Source organism: Paraburkholderia sp. 31.1, from assembly GCF_014397645.1.
GTDB classification, from domain to species: domain Bacteria; phylum Pseudomonadota; class Gammaproteobacteria; order Burkholderiales; family Burkholderiaceae; genus Paraburkholderia; species Paraburkholderia tuberum.
Window position 1 is genome coordinate 181,826 of sequence record NZ_VZQN01000002.1, and the last position, 24,343, is coordinate 206,168.

Annotated in this window: 22 protein-coding genes; 5 read left to right on the plus strand and 17 right to left on the minus strand. The window is 66.3% G+C overall.

Features of this window, described 5'->3' with window-relative positions; all coding sequences use genetic code 11:
• Positions 1-46: 46 nt before the first annotated feature.
• The 4 genes from F6X37_RS02010 to F6X37_RS02025 all read right to left on the minus strand — a co-directional run bounded on the left by F6X37_RS02010 (position 47) and on the right by F6X37_RS02025 (position 4,579).
• Complete coding sequence (locus tag F6X37_RS02010; protein WP_187610127.1) at positions 47-2,020, minus strand: response regulator; 1,974 nt, start codon at positions 2,018-2,020, stop codon at positions 47-49.
• 59 nt (positions 2,021-2,079) lie between these two features.
• Positions 2,080-2,571, minus strand: coding sequence for a response regulator (locus tag F6X37_RS02015; protein ID WP_187610128.1), 492 nt, complete (start codon positions 2,569-2,571; stop codon positions 2,080-2,082).
• Positions 2,572-2,651: 80 nt separating this feature from the next.
• Positions 2,652-4,262: a sensor histidine kinase gene (locus F6X37_RS02020; RefSeq protein WP_187610129.1), complete on the minus strand. Its 1,611-nt coding sequence runs from the start codon at positions 4,260-4,262 to the stop codon at positions 2,652-2,654.
• Positions 4,259-4,579 (minus strand): hypothetical protein, encoded by a 321-nt coding sequence (locus tag F6X37_RS02025; RefSeq protein WP_187610130.1) that lies wholly within the window; start codon positions 4,577-4,579, stop codon positions 4,259-4,261. The genes F6X37_RS02020 and F6X37_RS02025 overlap by 4 nt, the downstream gene beginning before the upstream one ends.
• Before the next feature lie 68 nt (positions 4,580-4,647).
• Between F6X37_RS02025 and F6X37_RS02030 the strand changes: the two genes are divergently transcribed.
• Positions 4,648-5,139 carry a hypothetical protein gene (locus F6X37_RS02030; RefSeq protein ID WP_090804689.1) on the plus strand — a complete coding sequence of 164 codons (492 nt, stop codon included), beginning with the start codon at positions 4,648-4,650 and terminating at the stop codon, positions 5,137-5,139.
• Between the two features lie 149 nt (positions 5,140-5,288).
• On the opposite strand, the gene F6X37_RS02035 is transcribed toward F6X37_RS02030, so the two are convergent.
• On the minus strand, positions 5,289-7,772 hold the full coding sequence (locus F6X37_RS02035) for an AsmA family protein (protein WP_187610131.1): 2,484 nt from the start codon (positions 7,770-7,772) through the stop codon (positions 5,289-5,291).
• Between the two features lie 170 nt (positions 7,773-7,942).
• Here F6X37_RS02035 and F6X37_RS02040 point away from each other — a divergent pair, with 170 nt between their 5' ends.
• Together F6X37_RS02040 and F6X37_RS02045 are read left to right on the plus strand one after the other, a co-directional pair.
• Entirely contained in the window at positions 7,943-8,683 is a 741-nt protein-coding gene (locus F6X37_RS02040) for an ATP-binding cassette domain-containing protein (RefSeq protein ID WP_187610132.1), read from the plus strand.
• A complete protein-coding gene (locus F6X37_RS02045) occupies positions 8,680-9,486 on the plus strand; it encodes an ABC transporter permease (protein ID WP_187610133.1) in 807 nt (268 codons plus the stop codon). The genes F6X37_RS02040 and F6X37_RS02045 overlap by 4 nt, the downstream gene beginning before the upstream one ends.
• A gap of 69 nt (positions 9,487-9,555) precedes the next feature.
• Here F6X37_RS02045 and F6X37_RS02050 read toward each other — a convergent pair whose 3' ends face one another.
• Both F6X37_RS02050 and F6X37_RS02055 read right to left on the minus strand, forming a co-directional pair.
• The gene (locus tag F6X37_RS02050) at positions 9,556-10,104 is read right to left on the minus strand and encodes a DUF6013 family protein (RefSeq protein ID WP_090804681.1); all 549 of its coding nucleotides are present in this window, start codon (positions 10,102-10,104) and stop codon (positions 9,556-9,558) included.
• A 233-nt stretch (positions 10,105-10,337) separates the two neighbouring features.
• Entirely contained in the window at positions 10,338-11,354 is a 1,017-nt protein-coding gene (locus F6X37_RS02055; RefSeq protein ID WP_187610134.1) for a zinc-binding alcohol dehydrogenase family protein, read from the minus strand.
• A 111-nt stretch (positions 11,355-11,465) separates the two neighbouring features.
• Between F6X37_RS02055 and F6X37_RS02060 the strand changes: the two genes are divergently transcribed.
• On the plus strand, positions 11,466-12,434 hold the full coding sequence (locus F6X37_RS02060; RefSeq protein WP_187610135.1) for a LysR family transcriptional regulator: 969 nt from the start codon (positions 11,466-11,468) through the stop codon (positions 12,432-12,434).
• 22 nt (positions 12,435-12,456) lie between these two features.
• Here the strand turns inward: F6X37_RS02060 and F6X37_RS02065 are convergent, their stop codons facing one another.
• From F6X37_RS02065 to F6X37_RS02080, 4 genes are all read right to left on the minus strand, one after another.
• Positions 12,457-12,759 (minus strand): hypothetical protein, encoded by a 303-nt coding sequence (locus tag F6X37_RS02065; protein WP_187610136.1) that lies wholly within the window; start codon positions 12,757-12,759, stop codon positions 12,457-12,459.
• A gap of 87 nt (positions 12,760-12,846) precedes the next feature.
• The gene (ligD, locus tag F6X37_RS02070) at positions 12,847-15,663 is read right to left on the minus strand and encodes a DNA ligase D (protein WP_187610137.1); all 2,817 of its coding nucleotides are present in this window, start codon (positions 15,661-15,663) and stop codon (positions 12,847-12,849) included.
• Positions 15,664-15,711: 48 nt separating this feature from the next.
• Positions 15,712-16,722, minus strand: coding sequence for a Ku protein (locus F6X37_RS02075; protein ID WP_187610138.1), 1,011 nt, complete (start codon positions 16,720-16,722; stop codon positions 15,712-15,714).
• 201 nt (positions 16,723-16,923) lie between these two features.
• On the minus strand, positions 16,924-18,159 hold the full coding sequence (locus F6X37_RS02080; RefSeq protein ID WP_187610139.1) for a cytochrome P450: 1,236 nt from the start codon (positions 18,157-18,159) through the stop codon (positions 16,924-16,926).
• A gap of 217 nt (positions 18,160-18,376) precedes the next feature.
• Between F6X37_RS02080 and serB the strand changes: the two genes are divergently transcribed.
• On the plus strand, positions 18,377-19,216 hold the full coding sequence (gene serB, locus F6X37_RS02085) for a phosphoserine phosphatase SerB (protein WP_187610140.1): 840 nt from the start codon (positions 18,377-18,379) through the stop codon (positions 19,214-19,216).
• 78 nt (positions 19,217-19,294) lie between these two features.
• Here the strand turns inward: serB and F6X37_RS36590 are convergent, their stop codons facing one another.
• The 6 genes from F6X37_RS36590 to F6X37_RS02110 form a co-directional block, all read right to left on the minus strand.
• The gene (locus tag F6X37_RS36590) at positions 19,295-19,426 is read right to left on the minus strand and encodes a hypothetical protein (RefSeq protein WP_260321381.1); all 132 of its coding nucleotides are present in this window, start codon (positions 19,424-19,426) and stop codon (positions 19,295-19,297) included.
• 51 nt (positions 19,427-19,477) lie between these two features.
• Positions 19,478-19,927, minus strand: coding sequence for a hypothetical protein (locus F6X37_RS36595; protein ID WP_262419775.1), 450 nt, complete (start codon positions 19,925-19,927; stop codon positions 19,478-19,480).
• 182 nt (positions 19,928-20,109) lie between these two features.
• Positions 20,110-21,294 (minus strand): cystathionine beta-lyase, encoded by a 1,185-nt coding sequence (locus F6X37_RS02095; protein WP_187610141.1) that lies wholly within the window; start codon positions 21,292-21,294, stop codon positions 20,110-20,112.
• Positions 21,295-21,378: 84 nt separating this feature from the next.
• A complete protein-coding gene (locus F6X37_RS02100; RefSeq protein ID WP_187610142.1) occupies positions 21,379-22,056 on the minus strand; it encodes a hypothetical protein in 678 nt (225 codons plus the stop codon).
• 63 nt (positions 22,057-22,119) lie between these two features.
• Entirely contained in the window at positions 22,120-23,304 is a 1,185-nt protein-coding gene (bktB, locus tag F6X37_RS02105) for a beta-ketothiolase BktB (RefSeq protein WP_187610143.1), read from the minus strand.
• Positions 23,305-23,391: 87 nt separating this feature from the next.
• Positions 23,392-24,342 carry a sugar kinase gene (locus tag F6X37_RS02110; protein WP_090804664.1) on the minus strand — a complete coding sequence of 317 codons (951 nt, stop codon included), beginning with the start codon at positions 24,340-24,342 and terminating at the stop codon, positions 23,392-23,394.
• Position 24,343: the final 1 nt, after the last annotated feature.

A 24,343-nucleotide genomic window follows, 5' to 3' on the forward strand; every position in this document is an offset into this window, starting at 1 on the left:
CTTTGTGTTTTCACGCTGCCTTCAGCGCGCTGCGCTTTATCGAGCCTTACCCTTCCTTTTGCGCCTTCAATTGCGCCGCGCTTTCGATCATCGCTTCGAGCTGGCCGAAATTGACAGGCTTCGTCAGATGCGATGTAAAGCCCGCGCTCAAACAGCGGCGCACGTCCTCGTCGGTGCCGAAGCCGGTCAGCGCGACGGCTGGCACGTCGGAATGTTCGCGAAACGCCTTGACGAAATCGAGACCGGTGCCATCGGGCAATCCGACATCGCTGACAACCAGATCGAACCTGTGCAACTGCGTCGCGGCAAGCGCATCGTCGACGCGCCCGACCACTGTCACCTGATGACCCAAGCCGCGCATCAATTGGGCCATCACGTCGGCGGTGTCGGCATGGTCCTCGATCAGCAGCACGGACAGCGAACTCGCCGGCTGCACGTTGCTCGGCACGATGACCGGCGGCGCGGTGGCCGGCGCGGCGGCGGTCGGCAGCGTGATCGTGAAGGTCGCGCCGCAATGCGGACCGGGACTCTGCGCGGTCACAGTGCCGCCGTGCACGTCCGTCAAAGCCTTCGTGATCGCGAGACCGAGACCCAGGCCGCCGAACTGCCGCGTCATGCTCTGGTCGCCCTGCTCGAACGCATTGAACAGCTTGCCGATCTGCTCCGGCTCGATGCCGATGCCGGTGTCTTCGACCGATATCCGCACCTGCATGCGTTCGTCGCGTGTGCGCACATAGATATGGCCGCCGTCCGGCGTGAACTTCGCGGCATTGCGAATCAGGTTCCACAGCATCTGTTGCAGCCGCGCGCGATCGGCAAGCACGTAGTGATGCGTCGCGTGCTTCTCAACATGCACGTCCTGCTGCTTGACCTGGATTTCGCTGCGAAAGAGTTCGAGCACGCTGTCGATCACCTCGTGTACGTCGACGGTCTCCAGCGACAGCCGCAGCTTGCCGTTCGCGACGCGCGTCAGATCGAGCAGATCGTCGATCAGCCGCGCCTCCAGTTCGACGTTGCGGCGGATCATGCGCACGCTCGCACGCGCCTGCTCCGGTAGTTCCGGGATCATCTCGAGTACGCTCGCGCCCGCGAGCACCGGCGTGAGCGGTGTGCGCAATTCGTGCGACAGCATCGCGAGAAAACGGTCCTTCGCGCGATTCGCTTCTTCGGCGGCCTGGCGCGCGGCCTGCTCGGACTCGAGCAGTCGCTCGCGCTCCTCGATCGCCTCGCGCTGCGAGTGGATGTCGGTGCAGCTACCGAACCATTTGCTGACGTTGCCATCGGCATCGCGCATCGCGACCACGCGCACGTCGAACCAGCGGTACTCGCCGTCGTGGCGGCGAATCCGCATCTCGTGCCGATAGTCGCCGCTGCGGCTCGCGACGGCCTTCAGCCAGCTTTGCCGGATCTGCTCGCAATCGTCGCGATGCACGGCCTCTAGCCACGCGAGACCATGCGAGCCATGTTCGGGCAAACCGGTGTAGTCGTACCACTGCTTCGACAGGAAGTCGCAATCGCCGGCCGCGTCGCAGGTCAGCACGAGATGCGGCAAGGTCTCCGACAGCGTGCGGTAATGCAGCTCGCGATCGCGCAGCAGTAGCGCTTCGTCGGACGCGCGTTGCAGCCGCACCTGCGACAACACGCGCTCCACGGCCTCTGGCAGATAGTCGAGATAGTCGCCGGACTTCGGCACCACGTCGGACACGCCCGCGCGCAGCGCTTCGATCACGCGCGACTCGTCGGTGAAGCCGGTCACGAGGATCGCCGGAATGCGCACGCCCTCCGCGCGCAGACGCCGGAAGAAATCGAGCCCGGTCTCCGGTCCGCTCAGCTGATAATCGAGCACGAGCAGATCGGGGGCGCGGCTCGCGAGCCGCTCGCGGGCCGCCTCGACGCCGGCGCAGATCGTCACCCGGCAGCCGGCGCGTTCGAGCGACTTGCGCGCGAGCCGCAAGATGCCCTCGTCGTCATCGACGACGAGCACATAGGCGGCGTGCGGCGTGGACACTTCTTCGATCATGCAGGTGCTCTCCGGCTCGGTACGGTGCTCATCTTGTCATGAACGGCTTTCGGACAGCTTCAAGGCGGCGCGAGCCGCTGCCCCGGCGGCAGTTTGACCACTTGCAGGAAAAAGCCGAGCCGACGCACGGCCTCGATGAACGCATCGTATTCGACCGGCTTGCAGAGATAGACGTTGCAACCGAGTTCGTAGCAGCGCGCGATTTCGCGCGGATCGTCGGTCGTGGTCAGCACGATCACGGGCACGGCGGCGGTCTCGGAGGCTTCCTTCAGACGCCGCAACACCTCGAAGCCGTCGACGCGCGGCATCTTCAGATCGAGCAGCACGACGAAATTCGCCAGATTCTCGCGCGGCGGATAGGGATGGCCGTCGGCGTCGGTCAACGGCTCAGCGGCCGCGGGGCCGAAGAAGTAATCGAGCGCCTGCTGGCCGTCGCGAAAGCGCACGAAGCCGTTCGACATGCCGGCGCGGCGCAGATTCCTCTCGACGAGCGTCGCGTGGCCGTCGTCGTCTTCGATCAGAACGATGCTGACCGCTTGCGCGTGATTCATAGGCTCTCCGTGCCAACGATTCGTCATCCATGCCGCCGGGAGAATGGCAGCGGCAGTGCCCGCGCCGGCGTGCGCCGCGCTCAGAGGCGCGCCGGCTGCTCGGGCAGCACCACGAAAAAGGTCGATCCGGCGCCTTCGGCCGATTCGACCCAGACGCGCCCGCCGTGCCGCTCGACCGCGCGCCGCACCACCGCGAGGCCGATCCCCTCGCCGCTTGCAACGTCCCCGTGCAGACGCTGGAACGCGCGAAACACCTTCGACAGATACACGGCCGGAATGCCGAGCCCATTATCGCGGACGTAATAGGTGCGCATACGGACCACGCGCGGCTCGCTTTCGTCGACGGGTTCGGGCGCGAGCGCGCCGACCTCGATGCGCCCGCGGCGCGCCGGATCGAGGAAAGTCAGCGCATTGCCGATCAGGTTGCCGAAGATCTGCTCGACCGCCGCCGGATCGCCCCATGCGGGCGGCAGCTCGCGCAGCGTGACGCTCGCGGCGCGCTGCTCGATCGTGCCTTGCAGCCCATCGACGACTCGCGCCACCGCGCGCTCGACGCTGACCCGCTGCCACTGATATTCGAGCCGTCCCGCGCGCGAGATGCGCAACAGCGCGTCGATGATCGCTGCCGCGCGCGCGACCGCGGTGCGCAAATAGTGCAACGACTCGCGCACGTCGCCATCGAGGATCTGCGTCATGCGCCGTGCTTCGTTCTCCGGCAGACGAGCCTGTCCGACGAGCACGTCGAGTTCGTCGCACGACACGTGCAGCTCTTTCGAAAACCCCTGCAGATTGACGAGCGGCGAGCGCAGATCGTGCGACACGCTGTAGATGAACATCTCGTTGTCCTGCGTTTCCTGGCGCAATTCCTCATTGACGGCCGCCAGTTCGCGCGCGCGTGCTTCGAGCTCCGTCTTCAGCGCCTCCTGCCCGGCTTCCGCCTCGCGCAGACGCGCATCGGTCTGATGTAGCACCGTGTCGAGCGCGGCGATTTCGTCGCTGCCCGACAACGGCGCCGCGAGCGGCCGGCCGCTGCCGAGCCGCTCGGCGTTATCGGTCAGCACTTCGAGGCGTTGGCCGATGCCGCGCGCGAACCCGAAGGCGGTGACCGCCCAGATCAGCATCGAGCCGAACACCGCGGCGATCAGCGCGCGCTGCTGAAGCTCGCGCCGCTCGCCGAGCGCGCTCGAGCGCTCGACGTCGAGCTCCGACGCCGCCGCGCCGAACTGGGCCAACTCGTCGCGGAACACGGCGATCTGCTCCGGCAACTCGCCGGTTTCGAGCGCGATATAGGGGCGTAGACTGCGCCCCTCGTGCAATGCCTGCGAGATCGCGACACTCTGTTCGCGATACGCGTCGATCGCGTGCCGCATGCTGCGCACGCGCTCGGCTTGGGCCGGCGTTTCGGCGACGAGCGCATCGAGCTTCGCGAGCCGGTCATTCAGGTCGACCCACACCGCATGGCGGTCGATCAGCGAGGCGCTGCCCGTCACCATCGCCGTGCGCACGCGCGCGGCCTGACGCAGCAGCGGATCGACGATGGCCGACGACTCGTAGAGGATCTGCTTGCTGTTGTCGACCCATCGCGCGGCCTGCGCGGTCCGCTCCTGGGTATCGAAGACGACCCCGAGCAGCGCGAGTTCGACCACGCTCGGTATCGCGATCAGCAGCAGACCTTTGGTGAATAGTTTCATGGTTCCGTCAGGGCGTTCAGGCTGTGGTTCAGGCTGTCACTCGAACGGCGGGGCTCGCGCGCACCCGTCGCGCCCTGCAAGGCGGGCGCCGCGCGGCTGGACGGGCCATTATCGACGTGAATCGGAGATATTTCAACGACGCGCCAGCAGGCGCTCGACCACACAAAAATGACTTTTTTATTGGGATGGGATGTTTTTTCCGCGCCGCCTGCGTCTATGATGGAGACAAGGTGTGCTGGGATGCGAATGCGCGCGGCGAGGCGGTTCGGCATGATTCGTGCGGGAGGCGGTGGGGCGATGCGGTAGCGTCGAATCATCGTGAATCCGGCCTTGTCGTATGCTATAAAACATCGACGTGCGGCGCGCGAAAGCCGGGAGTGGTCGCATGAAGACGCAGCGATTCTTGCAATTCTTTTTCAGGCGAATTTTTATGTCCTTCCCGAAAAAGCGTAGGCGCGCGAAGGTGGACGGCGACGAGTCGTTCCTCGCGGTTCTGCGGCATTTCAAGCCGTTCGGTCAACTCGACACCAAGATTGCGCGGGCTCGCGCGCAGGACGAACCGGTGCTCTATGCACACGTGCTGCCCGGACTCGACGTGCTTCTATGCAGTGTGCGCGGCGCACAGCCGCCCTACCCCGCACCAGCCGAATTGCGGCGGCGCTGCCTCGAATCCATTACCAACGCGCTGGAGCAGCCGCTCGATGGTCTCGAGAACGGCGGCTACTGGTACGAGGCCGACGGCTTCGGCTTCCTCGTGTTCGCGAGCCGTGCGCGCGGCAAGATTCTGACGGAGTTCGGCGCGACACGAATCGGTACCCGGCGCGGCGTGCGTCGCCAGGATGCGTCGGGCGATGCAACACCACGCTCGCTCAGATAGGCCAATCGGGCACCCTGAAGTTCAGGGCTGCTGACAGGTCGTTCTCTTCGCTTCATCGAAACCCTGGCTCGACGGCAACCGCGCGCAGTTCCTCACGCGGCATCATGCCGTTGATTCGGCGATCGCATCATCGACGCGCTCGCCGCGCATCAGTTGCCCTTGTATTCGGCCGCGCTCGCCGGCGACTGCGTCGCGGGCTTACGATCCACCGCGGCTGGCGACGACGCGCCGCCCGAAGACTTGTTGACCGGCGCGCCCTCGAGCGATATCGGCGCCTTCGGCTGTTGCTTGACGCCCGGCGGCGGCGCCTTCGGCATCTGCCGCGCTTGCGCGAGCAATTGCGCGCACGGCAGCGGCTTGTTGTTGCTCGGCGCGAGCAGCGGGATCAGCGCCGCGAACGGATTGATCAGCCCGAGCCCGACCGCCGCGCCGCCGCGCAACGCGAGCGCGGCCGCATTGACGCCGACGTGCGGATCCTTGAAGGTGCCCTTCACGTACAGCGGCGAGCGCAACGAAAGGACCCGGAAGCCCTTCGTATGCGGATGCACGCCGAGGTCCATCGTCTCGTCGCGCAGATTCACGTGACCGTCGATGTTGATCACCGCGTCGCCGGTATCGAGCGCGAACACGCGCGCTTCGAGCACGCCCTCGGTCGCGACGAAATCGGCGGCCGCGCAGTTGATCTTCACGTCGCGCGTGCCGAACAGCTTTTCATAGACGACGTTCGCGACGTTCAGCCCCGCCGCCTCCATCAGCAGACGGCTCACGGTGCCGTCGGTCACGAGCGCCTTCAACTCGCCGTTCGAAGTCGCCGCGAGCGCCGCCGGCGAATTGCCGGTCGCGGACAGCGACGCATCGCCGTTGATCTCGCCGAGCGCGTTCTGCATCGTCTTGAAGCTCGGGAACAATTGCTTCAACTTCAGATGCCGCGCCGACATCGCGAAGCGCCCCTTCAGCGGCGCCGCGCTGCCATCGAGATGAATGTCCGACGCGAGCGAGCCGCCCGCGACGCCGAACTTCAGCGGCACGAGCGACAGCACGCCGTCGGTCATCACGACGTGCGTGTACAGATCCGTGATCGGCAGGTTCGCGTTCTTGATGATGCGCCGGCCGGTGAACTTGACGTCGGCGTCGATCGCCTTCCAGCGCTCGGTGCGGAACTCCTCGACCGGCAGTGCGCGGTTGCTCGGCTGCGCGGCCGCGTCGCCGCGCCTCGCCTTGCTCGCATTCGAATCGGCGCCGATCACCGGCGCGAGATCCGAGAACTGCAACAGATGCGACTCGAGTTCGCCCTGCAGCAGCGGACGTGGCTCGCGCCCGGTATAGGTCAACGAACCGTTCAGATCGCTGCCGCCGACCCGGCCTGTAAAGTTTTCATACGTGAACACGTTGCCGCTCGCTTTGAACTGACCGATCAGACGACCCTCGGTCGCGTACGGCGGGGTCTCGGGCAAGGTCACGCCGGTCAGCGAATACAGGCGCGCCATGCTGTTGCCCTGCAGCCAGAGACGCAGATCGAGCGCCCCGAGACGCGCCGGATCGGTGAGCGTGCCGACGAAGGCGATATGCAGATCGCCGGCTTTGACATCGGCCTGCACCGGGAACGGCCGGTTCGCGTCCTGCAGCGCGAGCACGCCGCCGAGCTTGCCGCTGCCCGACACCGGCGTGCGGTTGTAGGTGCCCTTGACGGTCCAGCCGATCGCATAAAGCGGCGTCGCGCGCCTGGCGCCAGGTGCGGTGCCGCTCGCCCCCGAGACAGCCGCGGCCGGGCTGGCGCTCCCGCTGGTGGTTTCGGCCGGTGCGGCGGCGCCGCTCGTCGCGAGCGCGCCGGAACTCGCGGCCACGCCCGACGTTGCGGATGCGCCCGATGCGCCCGACGCCTGCGCCGCCGCTTCATAAGCCGCCGCTGCGGAAGCCGCCTTCGCCTCCGAGGCCGCCTGTGCCTCGGCCTGCGCGGCGAGTTGGCGCGCGCCCGCCCGGCCGACGGCCTGAGCCGACGCGCTGCGCGAGGCCTCTTCCTGCTGCTTCAGCGCGTCGCCGATCGGGATCGGCTGCCCGAGCGTATCGACGACCATCTGCACCTCGACCTTCTTCTGCTGATCCGACAGCGCGATGTTGCCCTTCGCGAACGCGATATCGTGCAGATCGAGCTTCCACTCGGTGGGTCTGCTCGACGACGGCAGCTTGAAGGTCCAGTTATTGCGCCCGTCGACAAGACGTTCCAGATCGACCGTCGGATTCACGAGGTTGATCGCCGGAATCTCGATGTCGTGCGCGAGCAGCGGCAGCACCTCGACCTCGAAGTCGATTTCGTCGAGCGTCGCGAACTGCGGCTGTTTGGTCCAGTCGGGATTGCCGATCGTGATGTTGGCCGCCGAAAAGCGCGGCCAGGGCACCCAGCCGCGCCAGCCGGTCTCGCCGACCGCATGACGCCAGCCCACCTTCAGGTCGCCGTTGATCGCAAACGGCCGGCCGATCGCCTGGCTGACCTTGTCGTCGATGTAAGGCCGCGCGCGGTTCCAGTCGAAGCTCAGGATGAAGATGACGAGCGCGACGATCAGGATCACGAGCGCCGCCAGCAGCCATGCAAAGATTTTTCCGACCCGTCGTCCGGTGCCGCTCGACCCTGCCATTGAAAAGCTCCGCGTGTTGTTCCACGTCGTGCACCGTGCAGCAGTTATCGTACCTGGCGCGCGAGCATGAATCGCCGCGTCGGTCGTGCGCTGTTGCGCCTCGTCGCTTTATCATGGCGCACGCTTTACCGACAGCCCCACCGGCACACCCTCCCCACGGCGTTCCAACCATGACCGATGTTCCCTTCGTCCTCGCCGACGGCATCGTACGGCGCGATGCGCAGCGCGGCCAGACGCTGTTGCAGCCGACCACCTTCGCCCTGCGCGCCGGCGAGCGGGTCGCGATTACCGGACCGTCCGGCTCCGGCAAGAGCGTGCTTCTGCGCGCGCTCGCGCTGCTCGATCCGGTCGATGCGGGGCGCATCCTGTGGCATGGCGCGCCGCTCGAGCGTGCGCGGATTCCGCGCTACCGGCGCGCAATCGCGTATATCCGGCAGCGGCCCGCGCTGATCGACGGCAGCGTCGAAGACAATCTGCGCTATCCGTTTGAGCTGCGGGCATATCGCGACGCGCGCTTCGATCGCGCGTGCGCGGCCAGGCTTGCGATGCAGGCCGGCCGCGGCGAGGACTTTCTCGGCAAGCGCGCAAGCGAATTATCGGGTGGCGAAGCGCAGATCGCCGCGCTGATCCGCGTGCTGCAACTCGCGCCCGAAGTGCTGTTGCTCGACGAGCCGACCGCATCGCTCGATCCGGCGTCGTCGCGCGCGATCGAAGCGCTCGTGCAGGCGTGGTTCGATGCCGCGCCGGGCGCTCACGCATCGATGTGGGTGTCGCACGATGTCGAGCAGGCGGCACGCATGAGCGAACGGCATCTGACGATGCGCGCCGGCGTACTGGCCGAACACACTTGCGTGCGGCGCGATGCGGACCAACGCGCTCCCGCCGACCAGCGTCGGGAGCCCCGCCAATGAGCCTGCAGAATCTGAGCTTATGGGACGTCGCGATCGCGACGCTGCTGATCGTCGTGAATGGCGCGGTGTCGGTCGCGCTGAAGCTCGATCTCGAGCGCAAGCTCGCATGGGCGGCGCTGCGCACCGTGGTCCAGTTGCTCGCGATCGGCTATGTGCTCGGCTGGGTGTTCAGTTTCGCTCGCTGGTACGTGGTGCTGCCGCTGATGATCGTGATGACGCTGATCGCCGGTTTCGCCGGCGCGCAGCGCGGCAGCCACACCTATGCCGGACAACGCGCCGACAGCGTGCTGTCGATCTGGCTCAGCTCGTGGCTCGTGGCCGCGGTGGGACTGTTCGTCGTGATCCGCATCCATCCGTGGTACGCGCCGCAATATGCGATTCCGATTCTCGGCATGATCCTCGGCAACACGCTGACCGGTGTATCGCTCGGCATCGAGCGGATGACCGAGGAGCTGACCGCGCGGCGCGACCGCGTCGACATGGCGCTCGCGCTCGGCGCGACACGCTGGGAAGCCGCGCAGGCGCCGGCGCGCCAGGCGGTGCGCGCGGGCATGATGCCGACGTTGAACCAGATGGCGGTGGTCGGCGTTGTCAGTTTGCCGGGCATGATGACCGGTCAGGTGCTGGCCGGGCAGTCGCCATTGCAGGCGGTGCGCTATCAGATCGTCATCATGTTTCTGATCGCGGCGGCGTCGGCGCTGGGGACCGTGGGCGCGGTGCTGCTCACGTACCGGCGGCTCTTTTCGGCCGAGCATCAGTTCTTGCCGGCGCGGCTCGTCGAGCGTGAGGCACGCAAAGAATGACGCATAAGGATGACGCGCTAGCGCGTGCTACGCTCGCGCACGCGGCCATCACGCCGCACGCTCGAACCTTCACCGCTTCGCGGTGACGGCGATCTCCGTGCCGTCGGTCAGCGTCAGCGTTTTCGTCGTGCCGTTGACCGGCATCGTGAAACGCACGATCTGACTCACGCTCACATCGTTCGGACACTTGAGCGTCTTGCCGCCGCTCGTCACGGTTTTCACGCCATGCGGCGTCTGCGCCTGGAAGTTCAGTTGGACGGCCGCGGTGCCGTCGCTCGACACCACCGGCGAGAAGCGGATCTGCGTCTGGCGGATCATCGCGCCATTCTCGTCGACCGGCAGCGACGCATAGTCCGGGCATGCGTCCGTCGCGGCCACCGGACCGCCGGGCGGCACGGTCTTCCACGTGAAGTCGTCCGATTCGCCCGAGCGGATCGTGCGGGTCTCCTGGGAATTGCCGAACTGTTTCGACGTGACGCGAACGGTGTAGCGGATCGGACCGTCGAGCGGGGCCTTGTTGGTCACCGTGATCGGCGTGGCTGCGCGAGCAGCCGGCACGAGCGCGCAGGCGAGAGAAGCGACAACGGAAACGGCGGAGAGTTTGAAGCTGAAGCTCATACTGTCACCTCGTTGTTGTGCCGCTGCGCGCTCGCGTCGACGCGACTGCCTGTGCACTGTTCACGCACTGCCGAGGGCCGGCCGGTTCATACCGGCTGGCCTCGCCGCAAGACACGCAACCGTTTTGGCATGCTGCGTCGTCAGTCTAACGCCAAGCGCGCTGCCGCGCGTGTCGTGTCGGCCCGGGTGTTAACCCGCTTGCGGCGACGCGCTTTCTGCGCGTCGATTTCATCTCAGAAGCCGGTCAGCACCAGCTTGCCGATCGCGCGTCCTGCTTCGAGCAACCCATGCGCGCGACGCAGATTCTCCGCGTTGATGCGGCCGAGGTCCTGGCCGAGCGTCGTGCGCAACGTGCCGGCATCGACGAGCCGCGCGACCTCGGTCAGCAGCTTGTGCTGCTCGATCATGTCGGTCGTGCCGAACATCGAGCGGGTGAACATGAACTCCCAGTGAAACGCGGCGCTCTTCGCCTTCAGCAATTCGACGGGCACGGCGGCGCTGTTCTCGACGATCGTGCAGATGCCGCCTTGCGGCTTGATCAGTTGCGCGGCGGCCGGGAAATTGCGGTCGGTGTCGTTGAAGATCAGCACGTAGTCGACCTGCTCGATGCCGATCTCCTTCATCTGCGCGGGCAGATCGCCGAAATGATCGACGATGTGATCCGCGCCGAGCTCCCGTGCCCATTTCGCCGATTCGGGCCGCGACGCGGTCGCGATCACCTGCAGCTTGCCGAGCTGCTTCGCGAGCTGGATACCGATCGAGCCGACCCCGCCCGCCCCGCCGAAAATCAGCACCGTACGGCCTGCGTCGGCGCCCTGCGGCGATACGCCGAGGCGATCGAACAATGCTTCCCACGCAGTGATCGCGGTCAGCGGCAATGCGGCCGCGTGCGTGAAATCGAGCGACGCCGGCTTGTGTCCGACGATCCGTTCGTCCACCAGATGAAACTCGCTGTTGGCCCCCGGCCGCGTAATGCTGCCCGCATAGAACACCGGATCGCCGACCTTGAACAGCGTGACCTCGGGCCCGGCCGCGACGACGGTGCCGGCCGCATCCCAGCCGAGCACGCGCGGCGTCTTCTCGAGCGTGTCTTTCGGCGCGCGCACCTTGGTGTCGACCGGGTTCACGGAAATGGCTTCGACCTTGACCAGCAGATCGCGGCCGGTCGCTTCGGGTTTCGGGATCTCGACGTCGACGAGCGCTTCGGCGTGATCGATGGGCAGATAACGGTAGAGTCCGACGGCTTTCATGGGTGCTCCTTGTGGGTTCGGTTGATGTGACGCATGACTCGTATCGTAGGATGGTTCTTATTCTGATAAAACAGCCATAATCACTGAATCATTTTTTGGTTTTTCAGAATAATGGACGATTCAAGCCCGGCCGGCCGGTCCGTGCCCAGCGAACGCGAACGGCTCGATCTGCTCGACGTCGCGTTGTTCGTGCGTGCCGCGCTGCTCGCCAACGTGTCGGCGGCCGGGCGCGAGTTCGGTTTCTCGGCGGCGGTCGCGAGCGCGCGGATCGCACAACTCGAAAAGATCCTCGGCGCGCGTTTGTTGCATCGGACCACGCGCCGCATCAGCCTCACCCAGGACGGTGAAGTGTTCATGACGCGCGCCGAGGCGCTGCTCGACGCGGCCGCCGCAGCGCGCGCATCGGTCGGCCGCGCGCAGGCCGAGCCGCAGGGACGGCTGCGCGTGTCGATGCCGTCGTCGTTCGGGCGTCAGCATGTGTCGCCGGTGATCAGCGAGTTTCTACGCCGCTATCCGGGGGTCAGCGTCGATCTGCGCCTGACCGATCAGGTGGTCGATCTGGTCGACCCGGGAATCGATGTCGCGCTTCGCGTCGGCGTGCTGAAGGATTCGTCGCTGGTCGCCCGGCGGCTCGCGGTCAACCGCCGCGTGCTGTGCGCGGCCCCCGCCTATCTGGCCGCGCGCGGCACGCCGCATCATCCGTCGGATCTCGCGGGGCACGAGTGCATCATCCTGTCGGCGCAGCGCGACTGGCGCTTCGTGACGCCCGCCGGCCCGCTCGACGTGCGCGTGAGCGGACGCCTCGTCACCGACAACGGCGAGGTGATTCGCGACGCGCTGCTCGCGGGCTTCGGCATCGCGCTGAAATCGACATGGGACGTGGCGCCCTATCTGCGCAGCGGCAAACTCGTCAGCGTGCTCGACAGCTATCCTCTCGCGGACGACGTCGCGATCTGGGCCGTGTATCCAAGCCGCGCGTTCGTGCCGCCGAAGACGCTCGCCTTCATCGACTTCGTCGCCACGCATTTCGGCGATCCGCCGTACTGGGATCGCGAGCCGGTTGGCCTGGCGGGCGCGTAGGCGCGATGCCCGCTACGCCGCGTCAGCGCTTGCCGACCTTTGCGCCGCCCTGCTTGCGATCCGAGTTCACATCGGCATGCGCGTCGTTCTGCGTGCGTTGCTGATACTCGCCGCCGCCGCGGCGGTCGGTATCCTGCTGCCCATGCTCGATGTCGTCATGCGCCTGCTTGCCGACATGGCGCGGCTCGTCCTCGTGCTGCGACTCGGGATGCTGGTCGGCTTCATGCGGCAGCGGCGCCGCGGCTTCCTGCAACGACTTCGGATCCTTGTTCGCGTGCGGGTCGGCTTGCGCGTCGCCATCGGTCGATTGCGGCAGGGTCTTCATTGCATTGCTCCTTCGCGAAGCGCGTTCGCGCGCCAAGTACGCACGGCGCATTCGCGGGTTGGATTCAGCCACCCGGACGCGCGCTCATCACGCGACGCCCAGACGTTTTTTCATCGCCGCGGTGATGCGCTGACGCGTCTTTGCGTAGCCGGCCCACGGGTCGTTTCCGAGGCCGTCCACGCGCTCGTGGACGTTGCGGATGCCCCATTGATCGCCGCTCGTCGTGCTCTCCAGTTCGTCCCACGCGAGCGGCACCGACACCCCGAGCCCCGGCCGCGCGCGCGCCGAGAATGCGGCCACCGTGCTCGAGCCACGGTTGTTGCGCAGATAGTCGATGAAAATCTTTTTCTTGCGATTCTGCGCGCCCATCCTGGCGCTGAAGTGCTGCGGCAGCGTCGTCGCCATGTGCTGCGCGACCGCCTGCGAGAAATCCTTCACTTCGTCCCAGCCGGCCTGCTTCGCGAGCGGCACGACCACGTGCAAGCCCTTGCCGCCGCTCGTCTTGCAGAACGACTTCAGGCCCAGTTCGTCGAGCAGCGAGCGGGTCAGTTGCGCGGCCTCGACCATGCGTTCCCAGCCGAGCGACGGGTCCGGGTCGAGATCGAACACCATGCGATCGGGCTTTTCGATATTCGACGCGACCGCATTCCACGTATGAAACTCGACGGTGCCCATCTGCGCGGCGCCGACCAGCGCGGCGAGCGTGTCGATCGTGATCAGCGGAGGATGGCCCGGATCGAGTCCCTCGTGCTGCGTGACGTGCGGAATCGACAGCTTCTGGCTGTGCTTCTGGAAGAACAGCTCACCGCCGATATCCTCGGGCGCGCGCACCAGCGCGACGGGCCGCTCGCGCAGATGCGGCAGCATCCATTCGGCGATTGATTCGTAGTACTGCACCAGTTCGAGCTTGCTTGCGCCGCTGCTCTTGTCGATCACGCGATCGGGATGCGAGATGCGCACGCCGGCGATTTCGCTCTGTGCACGCGAGCGTGTTGCCGTGGTTCGGGCGGGCGCGCTTTCCTTGGCGGCGGGCCTGGCGGCACCGGCGGTCTTGCTGGTTGCGCGCTTTTTCGGCGCGCCTGTTTGCGGCGTATCGGTGGTGGCGGTTTCGGTTTGCTGTTGCACGTCGGCTCCTTGTCGGGCGGTTTCCCTGACGATCTGGCGCGCCGGCTTGTCGTCGCGCAGGCTGACGAACGACGCCTGGCGCACGATGCCGTCGCCCGTCCATTCGGCGAAGTTGCATTCGGCAACGAGCACCGGCTCGACCCAATGCACGGGGGTGCGGCTGCGCTCGCGCGGTGTGCTCGCGAACGGCATGCGCTTGCTCGCGTGCGCGTCGAGCGCCTGTTTGACCGAGCGCAACAGCGCCGCGTCGAAGCCGGTGCCGACGCGGCCCGCGTACTGCACCCGGCCATCGGCGTCGTAGACGCCGAGCAGCAGCGCGCCGAACGCCGCGCGGCTGCCGCCCGGCTCCGAATAGCCGCCGATCACGAACTCCTGGCGGCGCCGGCACTTCAGCTTGATCCACGACGGCGAGCGGCCCGACACATAGCTGCCGTCACGCCGCTTGCCGATGATGCCTTCGAGCGCCATATCGCACGCGCTCCTGAGCAACTCGTCGGCGCTGAACGCGAAGTCGTTCGAAAAGCGCAGCCCGCGATCGTCGACGCCTTCGAGCAGCGCCCGCAAAATCGCGCGGCGCTGTTCGAGCGGCACGTCGCGCAGGTCGTAGCCGTTCAGAAACGGCAGATCGAACAGATAGATCACGATGTCCTGCGGGCGATGCGCATCGAACGCGTTTTGCAGCAACTGGAAGTTGGGCACGTCGCGTTCATCGAGCACGACCGCTTCGCCGTCGAGCCACGCGCTTTGCACATCGAGTGCCGCGAGAGCCTCGATCTGCTTGCTGAACTTTGCGGTCCAATCGTTGCCGTTGCGCGTGAAAACGCTGACGGCACCGCCCTTCGCTTTCGACGCGTGGTCGATGCGCGCGAGCACGCGGTAGCCGTCGAACTTGATTTCGTAGAGCCAGTCATCGCCTGGCGGCGCGCTGTCGACGAGCGTCGCCAGCTCCGGCTTCAGGCTCGCGGGCAAGGCCGCTGCGACCGCGCCTTCGATCGATGGCGATGCGGCGAGTTCGCGTAGCGACTGCGCGCTGCGCGTCGCGACGATGTCGGGGCGTTTGGGATCGGCTGCGCGGCGCGAGGATGCGGATTTCGCCGGCTTGCCCGCGCTCGTGGCCTTGCCGTCGCGCGAGGTTTTCGTCTGCGCTGTCGATTGCTTCGTTTTCCTGCCTTTCGAAGCCCCGTCGGCCAGCACGCTGCCCGGCAGCTTCTTCAGCACGTCGTAGTCGCTTTCGTCGCGCGCTTCCTCGTCGCGCTCCTTGATCAGCAGCCATTGCTCCTTGTCGCCGCTGCCGCGCATGTGGCTCCGTACGAGCGTCCAGCCGCCATGCAGCTTCTCGCCGTGCAAATGAAACTTGAGCTTGCCGGCCGCATACGACCGCGCGGCTTCGGCCGCGCCGCCCGCCGGCTCCCACGTGCCGCGATCCCACACGATCACGGTACCCGCGCCGTAGTTGCCGGGCGGAATCTCGCCCTCGAAGGTACCGTATTCGACCGGATGGTCCTCGACGTGCACCGCGAGCCGCTTGACCGACGGGTCGAGGCTCGGCCCCTTCGGAACCGCCCACGACAGCAGCGCGCCGTTCAGTTCGAGCCGGAAGTCGTAGTGCAGACGCCGCGCGTCGTGCTCCTGGATCACGTAGGAGAGCGTATCGGGCGCGGCACGCGTCGCGCGCTTGCCGGTCTTGCTCGCGGCGCGCTCGCGGGTCGTCGCGCCGGCCGGCTCCGGCGTGTCCTCGAAGCGGCGCTTGCGATGATAGTGCTCGAGCCGGTCGTTCATGGCGATGACTCCGGTGCGTTTGGTGCCATAGACGGCTCGGCCGCGCGCTCAGGCCGCCGCGCGCCGTTTGCGGGACGTTGCGGTGGTTTTCGACGTCGCGCGCCCGCTGCCGCCGCTGCCGCTGCGACTGCGCGCCGTGCTTGCCGCGCGCGGTTTTTTGCGCGCGGGCGCGGCCGCCTCTTCATCGGACTCGGCCTCGCTATCGCTCTGATCCTCGTCCTCGTCGGCGGCGCGCTTGCGGCCCGTGGTGGCCTGCTTGCCCTTGCCGCGGCCAAGACTGCGGCGCAGCAGATCGGACAGGTCGAGAATGTCGGCGGACTTGCGCGACTCGTGCGGCGTTTCGACCTCGACGACCTCCTCGGTCTTGCCCGCCTGGATCTTGCGCTCGACGAGCGCCATGATGTCGTCGCGAAACGTATCGTGATACTGCATCGGGTCCCACGTCTCGCTCATGTCGTCGATCAGCTTTTTCGCCATGTCGAGTTCTTTCGCCGACACGCCGGCGGCCTTCATGCCTTCGGGCGGCACGTTGAATTCGTCGAAATTGCGCACCTCGTCGGCCCAGCGCAGTGTGTTCAGCGCGAGCATCGGACCGAGCGGAATCAGCGCCGCCAGATGCTGCTTGTTGTGCAGCACGACACTCGCGACGCCGATTTTGCCCGACGCCGTCATCGCCTCGCGCAACAGCGCATAGACTTTTTCACCCTTGCGGTCGGGCGTCAGGAAATACGGCGTATCGAGATAGAGAAACGAGATGTCGGGGGCGTCGACGAACGCGAGGATGTCGACCGTCTGCGTCGACTCGGGGTTCGCCGAACGGATTTCGTCGTCCGACAGCACGACGTAGTGATCCTTCTCGTACTCGAAGCCGCGCACGATGTTGTCGCGGGTCACGTCCTTGCCGGTCCGCTTGTTGAACTGCTTGTAGCCGATCGGATCGATCGTGCGCTTGTCGAGCAGATTGAAGCCGACCTTCTCCGACTGCGTCGCCGGATAAAGCTGCACCGGTACGTGGACGAGCCCGAAACTGATTGCGCCCTTCCAGATCATGTGTGCCATCGCGCGCTCCCCTGTCCCATGGCCCTGAGATATCAGGCGAAGCAGCAAGCGTGCCCGCGTTTCGGCGCGCTCGACGCTGCTGCCACGCGTAAAGCAGGAGCGGGTCGGCTCGGCGGTGTGCCGTCATGGGGTTGTAAGTCTTGCGACGAGGCGGCAAAACCTACGGTTTTCCTGGTGCGCGCGGTCTATGCGGCGCCCGCATCAAGGCTCGAGCAGGACCGGTACCGACGCAAACCCGCGAAACCGCACGCGAGCGCCCCGCGTCGGCTCACCATCGACGCGATACGCCGGGAAGCGCTGCACGAAGCGCCCGATCGCAATCCGCGCCTCCAGCCGCGCCAGCGACAGACCCGCGCACTGATGAATCCCGAACCCGAACGCGAGATGCCGGTTCGGGTCGCGGCGGATATCGAAGCGGTCCGGCTCGGCAAACTGCTCGGGATCGCGATTGGCCGCGCCGATGCACAGCGTGACCGGCGTGCCGCGCGCGAGCGCGACGCCGCCGATCTCGGTATCGACGGTGGCCATGCGATTGCCGAGCTGGTTCGAACTCTCGAAGCGCAAGCACTCCTCGACCGCGGTGCCGATCAACTCCGGCTCGCGCAGCAGCGCGGCACGCTCGTCAGGCCACTCGCTCAGCGTGACGAGCCCGTTGCCGATCAGGTTGGTGGTCGTTTCATGCCCGGCGTTCAGGATGAAAATGCAGTTCTGCAGCAGTTCGGCTTCAGATAGCTGCTCGTCCGGCCCCTCCCCCTGGATCAGCCGCGTCAGCACGTCGTGCTGCGGATCGCCCGGCTCGCGGCGGCGTCGTGCGACGAGGCCGCGCAGATAGTCGACGAATTCGCTGACCGCGCGATTGCCGCACTCGAACTGCGCGTCGGTCAGCGACGGCTCGAGCGCGCCCAGTATCGCGAGCGACCAGTCCCGCAGCGGCGCGCGTTCATCGTGCGGCACGTCGAGCAGATTGCCGATGACCTCGACCGGAATCGCCGCCGCGAATTCGCCGATCAGATCGATACGTCCGCGCCGCGCGGCCGCATTGAGCAGGCCGTCGACGAGCCGGATCAGCGCGGGCTCCATCGCCGCGATCGCGCGCGCGGTCAGCGCGCCGGCGATCAGCTTGCGCACCCGCGTATGGCGCGGTGGATCGTTGAACACGAGACTCGTGGTGTGATGCGCGTAGAGGAGAGAGTCGCCGTATTTCGGGCGGAACTCGACGGTCTTGTCGGAGCTGAAGGTCTTGGGGTCGCGGTAGACCGCCTGCACGTCGCGAAAGCGCGTCAGGAACAGCGAGCCGTCGGGCATGCGCCGGATTGGCTCATAGCTGCGCAGTGCGTGATAGACCGGATAGGGATCGGCGTAGAACGCCGGGCTCAGATGACGCAGATCGAAGTCGCGGGCAAGGGAGGATGCCTCGCTGGCGGTTGCCGGGGTCATGCGTTGTCTCCGTGGGGCGTCTTGTTGCGCCAGGGTGGGGTGGTGGGTTCGTGTGAGCGTATTCGTTCGGCCTGCTCCGTTACGGCGATGCGCCGAACGCCCGCTTCAGCCAACGCGACGACCAGCCGCCTGCGACGGGCCAACGCACAGAACCGATACAATAGCGGGATTTTCCGCGCGCCACGCGCCTCTTTTCTTCCCGCGTCACCGGTCGTCCATGAACCTCGTCATTCAAAGCGTCGCCCCCCTTTCCACCGACCACCACAAAACGCTCGTCGCGCTCGCACGCGGCTCGCACGCCGCCGTCATCGACGAGCACGCGATTCGCATCGCCGACGCGAACCTCGCGCAACGCGCCGACGTCGAAGCGTATTGCTATGCGCATCGACTCGACTACGCGTTTGTCGAAACCGGCCGCCAGTTGAGCGACTTCGGCCTCGTCGCGATGGACATGGATTCGACGCTGATCACGATCGAGTGCATCGACGAAATCGCCGATTTCTGCGGACTCAAAGCCGAAGTCGCGGCGATCACCGAGGCTGCGATGCGCGGTGAGATCAAGGACTTCAACGAGAGCCTGATTCGTCGGGTCGCGCTGCTGAAAGGGCTCGACGCCAGCGCGCTCGAGCGCGTGTACGAGGAGCGGCTGCGGTTGTCGCCGGGCGCCGAACGCATGCTGGCCGGCGCGAAACAGGCGGGCCTGAAAACGCTGCTCGTGTCGGGCGGCTTCACGTTCTTCACCGCGAAGCTGAAGACGCGCCTTGGGCTCGATTTCATGCGCGCGAACACGCTTGAAATTATCGACGGCAAGCTGACCGGCAATGTGATGGGCGAGATCGTCAATGCCGAGGTGAAAGCGCGCACGCTGCGCGAAACCTGCGCGACGCTCGGCCTCGAACCGTCGCGCGCAATTGCGATGGGCGACGGCTCGAACGATCTGAAAATGATGGCCGAAGCGGGACTCTCCGTTGCATTCCGGGCGAAGCCGGTGGTGCGGGAAGCAGCCAGCGTGTCGTTCAATTTCGTTGGACTGGACGGTTTGTTGCGGTTGGTTTGAGGCTGGCGCTCGAGGGATCCGTTATCGCTCGCGTCGGCACAACGACCGACGCGCTAGCGAGCCGCGCGAACCGTTGCGTTATCTGTTGAAAATGGCCGGCAGGAACAGCGCGAACATGCCGATGGAAATCAGGATGCTGAAGATCAATACGCCCTTCATGATGCGATCGTGATTTTTGCCTATTTCCAATGACAGGATAAATTGTTTCATAAGCTCCTCCACAAGACAGAACAAGTATAAGAGCTGCACTATCCAATAAAACTAATTGAGGTAAATGTGCAGGGCCGCGGATAGAAGCGCCGCCAGGCAGGTCATGAAAATTGACGTGCCTATCGCCCCACGTGATAGCGCGCCAACCACGGACTCGGTCTGCCGGTGATCGATAACGATGGCGAAGCCGTCCCGCCGCACCTTGAGTAAGCACGCCATCACGGCTATGGAACAGGCGAACGCCAACCCGCAGAACCCAACGATCCCCAACGCAAGCATCGACGTCTCCCCGCTGCCCTGCTCCAAGGCCATCACCGCCTCATAAATCGCGGCGGCGCAAAGTCCGATCGCACACCAGAACAGTTGCCCGTCCTTGACCGACGCCGCAATCATCGTCCTGGCAACGCGCCAGCCATACGCGGGCGCGACGAGCGCGAGCGTAAAGATCGGCCCGGCAATCGGCACCGCAAGGTTCAGCAACAGCCAGAAGAAAAGATTCATCCAAGCCCCTCCCCCGAGCGCCGCAACGTTATCCGTCAAGCACACGATCGTAGCGTCGCGCCGCGGCATCGAACATTCGGCCGAACGGTCGGGTCTGCCTGATACTCAGGGCAACAAAAAGCCCGCCGGGAAGACATCCCGGCGGGCTTCTCGAACAACGTGTCGAACAGGGCTAACGCGTGTTAAGCCAGCTTGGCCAGGCTCTGCTCGATATCCGCACGCAGGTCCGCCTCGTCTTCCAGACCGATATAGAAGCGCACCAACGTGCCGCGACGCGGCCACTGCGCCGCAGTGCGCATCGACGCGATGTCGTACGGCATCGCGAGGCTATGCGCGCCGCCCCAGCTCCAGCCGAGCGAAAACAGTTCGAGCGACTCGCAAAACGTGTCGATCCGCGCCGCGCTGTACCGTTCGTCGAACACCACCGAGAACAGTCCGCCCGCGCCGCTGAAATCGCGCTTGTACACTTCGTGCCCCGGACAGTCACCGAGCGCCGGATGCAGCACCGCGACGATTTCCGGCCGGCTCTTCAACCACGTCGCGAGCGACAGCGCCACGCGATCGTGCTGCGCGAAACGCAACTGCATGCTCGGCAGGCTGCGCAGGATCAGCGAGCAGTCGTCCGAGGACACGCCGATGCCCATGCGCATGCGCGCCGCCTTCAGCTTCACATGCACGTCGCGCTCGACCGTGATCGTCGCGCCCATCAGCACGTCGCCGCCGCCCGACTGGTATTTGGTCAGCGCCTGCACCGAGATGTCGACGCCGTGGTCGAACGGCCGGAACGCGAGGCCCGCGGACCACGTGTTGTCGATCGCGGTGACGATCTTGCGCGCGCGCGCCGCCGCCGTGATGGCCGGTACGTCGGGCACTTCCATCGTCACCGAGCCGGGCGCCTCGATCCAGATCAGGCGTGTGTTCGGCTGGATCAGACTGGCGATGCCCGCGCCGATCAGCGGATCGTAGTAGCGCGCCGTGATACCGAAATCGCGCGCGAGCCAGTCGCCGTGGTCGCGGTTCGGCGAGTACACGTTATCGGGAATCAGCACGTCGTCGCCGGCCTTCACAAGGCCGAAGTAGACGTTCGAAATCGACGACAGCCCCGACGGCTGCAGCAGCGCATGATTGCCGCCCTCGATCGCGGCGAGGCGCTGAGCGAGCGCGATCTGCGTCGGCGTCGCATGCAGGCCGTAGCGCCATTGCGCGTCGTTTTTCCAGTCGAGCGCGCGCATCGCGGCGAGGTCGGGAAACACCACCGTCGACGCGCGCGTGACGGGCGTCGAGAACGATTCGAAGCCCGGCGTGATCTGGTCCTCGGCACGCACGATGCGGGTCTGCAGGCCATGTTTGAATGTGGATTCAGTCATGTGAAGCTCGGTGAAAAACATAGTCAAGCGAGCCTGAAGCAACGGCCGCGCTGCGCGATTCCGGATGCCCGGCGCGCGTGCGCATCAGTAGCCCGTTTGCAGGTTGCTGACGCCGCCCACTGGGTGCCCGCCGGCAGCGGGTGCCGGCGCGGGAGCCGCCGCGCCGTTGGCCCCGGCCGGTTGCGGTGAGGGGGCTGCAGGCCTCGTCGCCGCACCGCCGGCCGAACCGGCCAGCGGCACCGCCTGCCCTGCCGCCAGCGGCTTCAGGTTGAATTCCTGAGGGTTCGAATCGTCGACGTTCATGCGGTCGCCTTCGAGCGAGCCGTCCGCCGCGAACTTGCCGACCCAGTTGCCGGTGATATGCGTGCCGTCGTTCGATTCCTCGACTTCGAGCGTATCGCCGTCGCGATCGCCGGCGATCAGAATCACCTCGCCGCTATCGGTGTACTGATACTCGCCGTGCACGCCAGATGGATCGTCGGTCTTGGGCCCGAGCCGCAGCACGATCGGCCGCGCGCCGAGCGTGCCCACGTAGCGCGGAAACTTCGCGAACTCGGGGCTCGGTTTCAGCGGCAGCTGGATCGGCGGCGGCGCGGCCAGTGCCTTGACCGCATCGCTTTCCGCCCACGCCTGCGACGGCATCCACAGCACCATGCCCGTGCACAACAGCGCGGCGGCACTCACCACCACGCCGGCGCGCCGGCGCAAGGCGCGCGTTGCCGTGCGGATTGCCGAACCCTTCGTCACTTTCGCTTCCTGCATCCCGTCGATCCTTGTTGCTGGTTCCTGCTTGCTACCTATGTCGCGCCGGCCTGCCGTGCGCGGTCACAGACGCTCGAAAACCGCCGCGATCCCCTGCCCGCCGCCGATGCACATCGTGACGAGTGCATAGCGCCCGCCGATGCGCTGCAGCTCGTACAGCGCCTTCACGGTGATCAGCGCGCCGGTCGCGCCGATCGGATGGCCGAGCGAAATGCCCGAGCCGTTCGGATTGACCTTGGCCGGATCGAAGCCGAGCTCCTTGCTGACCGCGCAGGCCTGCGCGGCGAATGCCTCGTTGGCCTCGATCACGTCGAGATCGGCGACCGTGAGACCCGCCCGCTCGAGCGCCTTGCGACTCGCCGGCACCGGGCCGATGCCCATGTACGCGGGATCGACGCCCGCATGCGCGTACGACACGAGTCGCGCCAACGGCTTCACGCCGCGCCGCTCGGCGACGCCGCGCTCCATCAGCACGACGGCCGCGGCCGCGTCGTTGATGCCCGAGGCGTTGCCCGCCGTCACCGTGCCGTTGTCCTTTACGAACACCGGCTTCAGCTTCGAGAAGTCTTCCGCGGTTGCGTTCAGCCGCGCGTGCTCGTCGGTGTCGAACACGACGTCGCCCTTCTTCGACGCAACCGTGATCGGCAGAATCTGTTCCTTGAAGTAGCCGCTCGTGATCGCGTGGGCCGCGCGACGATGCGACTCGAGCGCGAGCGCGTCCTGCGCGTCGCGCGAGATCTCGTACTTGCGCGCGACGTTCTCGGCGGTCACGCCCATGTGGATCGACTGGAAAGGATCGTTGAGCGCGCCGACCATCATGTCGACGAGACGCGCGTCGCCCATGCGCTGTCCGAAGCGCGCGGCCGGCATCGAGTAAGGCGCGCGGCTCATGTTTTCAGCGCCGCCGCCGATCGCGATATCGGCATCGCCGAGCAGCACGCTTTGCGCGGCCGACACGATGGCCTGCAAGCCCGAGCCGCACAGCCGGTTCACGGTCAGCGCGGGCGTATGCTGCGCGACCCCGCCGTTGATCGCCGCGACGCGCGCGAGATACATGTCTTTCGGCTCGGTGTGCACGACGTTGCCGAACACGACGTGTTCGACTTCGTCGCCCGACACGCTCGCGCGCTCGAGCACTTCGCGCACCACGCGCGCGCCGAGGTCGGTCGGCGCGAAATCCTTCAGGCTGCCGCCGAACGTGCCGATTGCCGTGCGCACACCACTTACCACCACTACGTCCCGTTGCATCGCTTGTCCCTCCTGTTGTCTCTCCAGTCTGCCTGGATGATTGCACCAGCGCGGGCCATGCTGCGCCGCGCGCGGCTTACGTAAAACCTAGTTCGCCAACCGCCGCTCGACTGTCTCGCGCGACGGAATCGGCGCGACCGCGCCATAACCTTGCGTGGACAGCGCGGCGGCAACGTTCGCGTAGCGCGCGGCGGCAAATGGATCGTCGCCCGCGACGATGCGCGCGATGAAGGCGCCGCCGAAGCAGTCGCCGGCGCCGGTCGCATCGACCGCGTCGACGACATGGCCCGGCACGACGCGCCGCTCGTTCGGCGTCGCGATATACGAGCCGTCCTTGCCGAGCTTCAGCGCGACCACGCCCGGCCCATGCGACAGCAGAAAATCGACGATCTCGTCACGGCCGGTCAGCCCCGTCAGTTCGGTCACATCGTCCCAGCTCGGCAGGCAGATGTCAGTCTGGCGGATCGCCTCGAGCATCACCGCGCGCGCCCGCGCGAGCGGCCACAGCTTAAGACGCAGATTGGTGTCGAAGCTCACGCGCGCGCCATTCGCGCGCGCATGCGCGATCGCTTCGAGCGCGGCGTCGCAGGCGCTGACGCTGATCGCGAGACTGATGCCGGACAGATGGACAACCTTCGCCGCCGCGAGCGCGTCGCGCGGCAGATCGGCGGGTGCATAGCGGCTCGCCGCCGAGCCCGCGCGCAGATAGTCGAACGCGTGGCCGTTGGGGCCGTGAGACACGAAATAGACGCCGGTCGACGCTTGCGCATCGATGCGCACGAACGACGTGTCGACCTGCTCGCGCTCCCACAGATCGACCAGCAGGCGTCCGAAATGATCGGCGCCGACCGCCGACACGAAACCGGTCCTCGCACCCTGGCGCGCGGCCGCGATGCAGAAGTTCGACGTGTCGCCGCCGAAGCCTTGCAGGTAGTTCGGTTGATCCTTCGCCGACTGGTTGAATTCGATCATCGCCTCGCCGAGCGCGAGGATGTCCGGTGTGTGAGCTTCAGGCTGTGCGGCCGCGCTGTGCGTCATC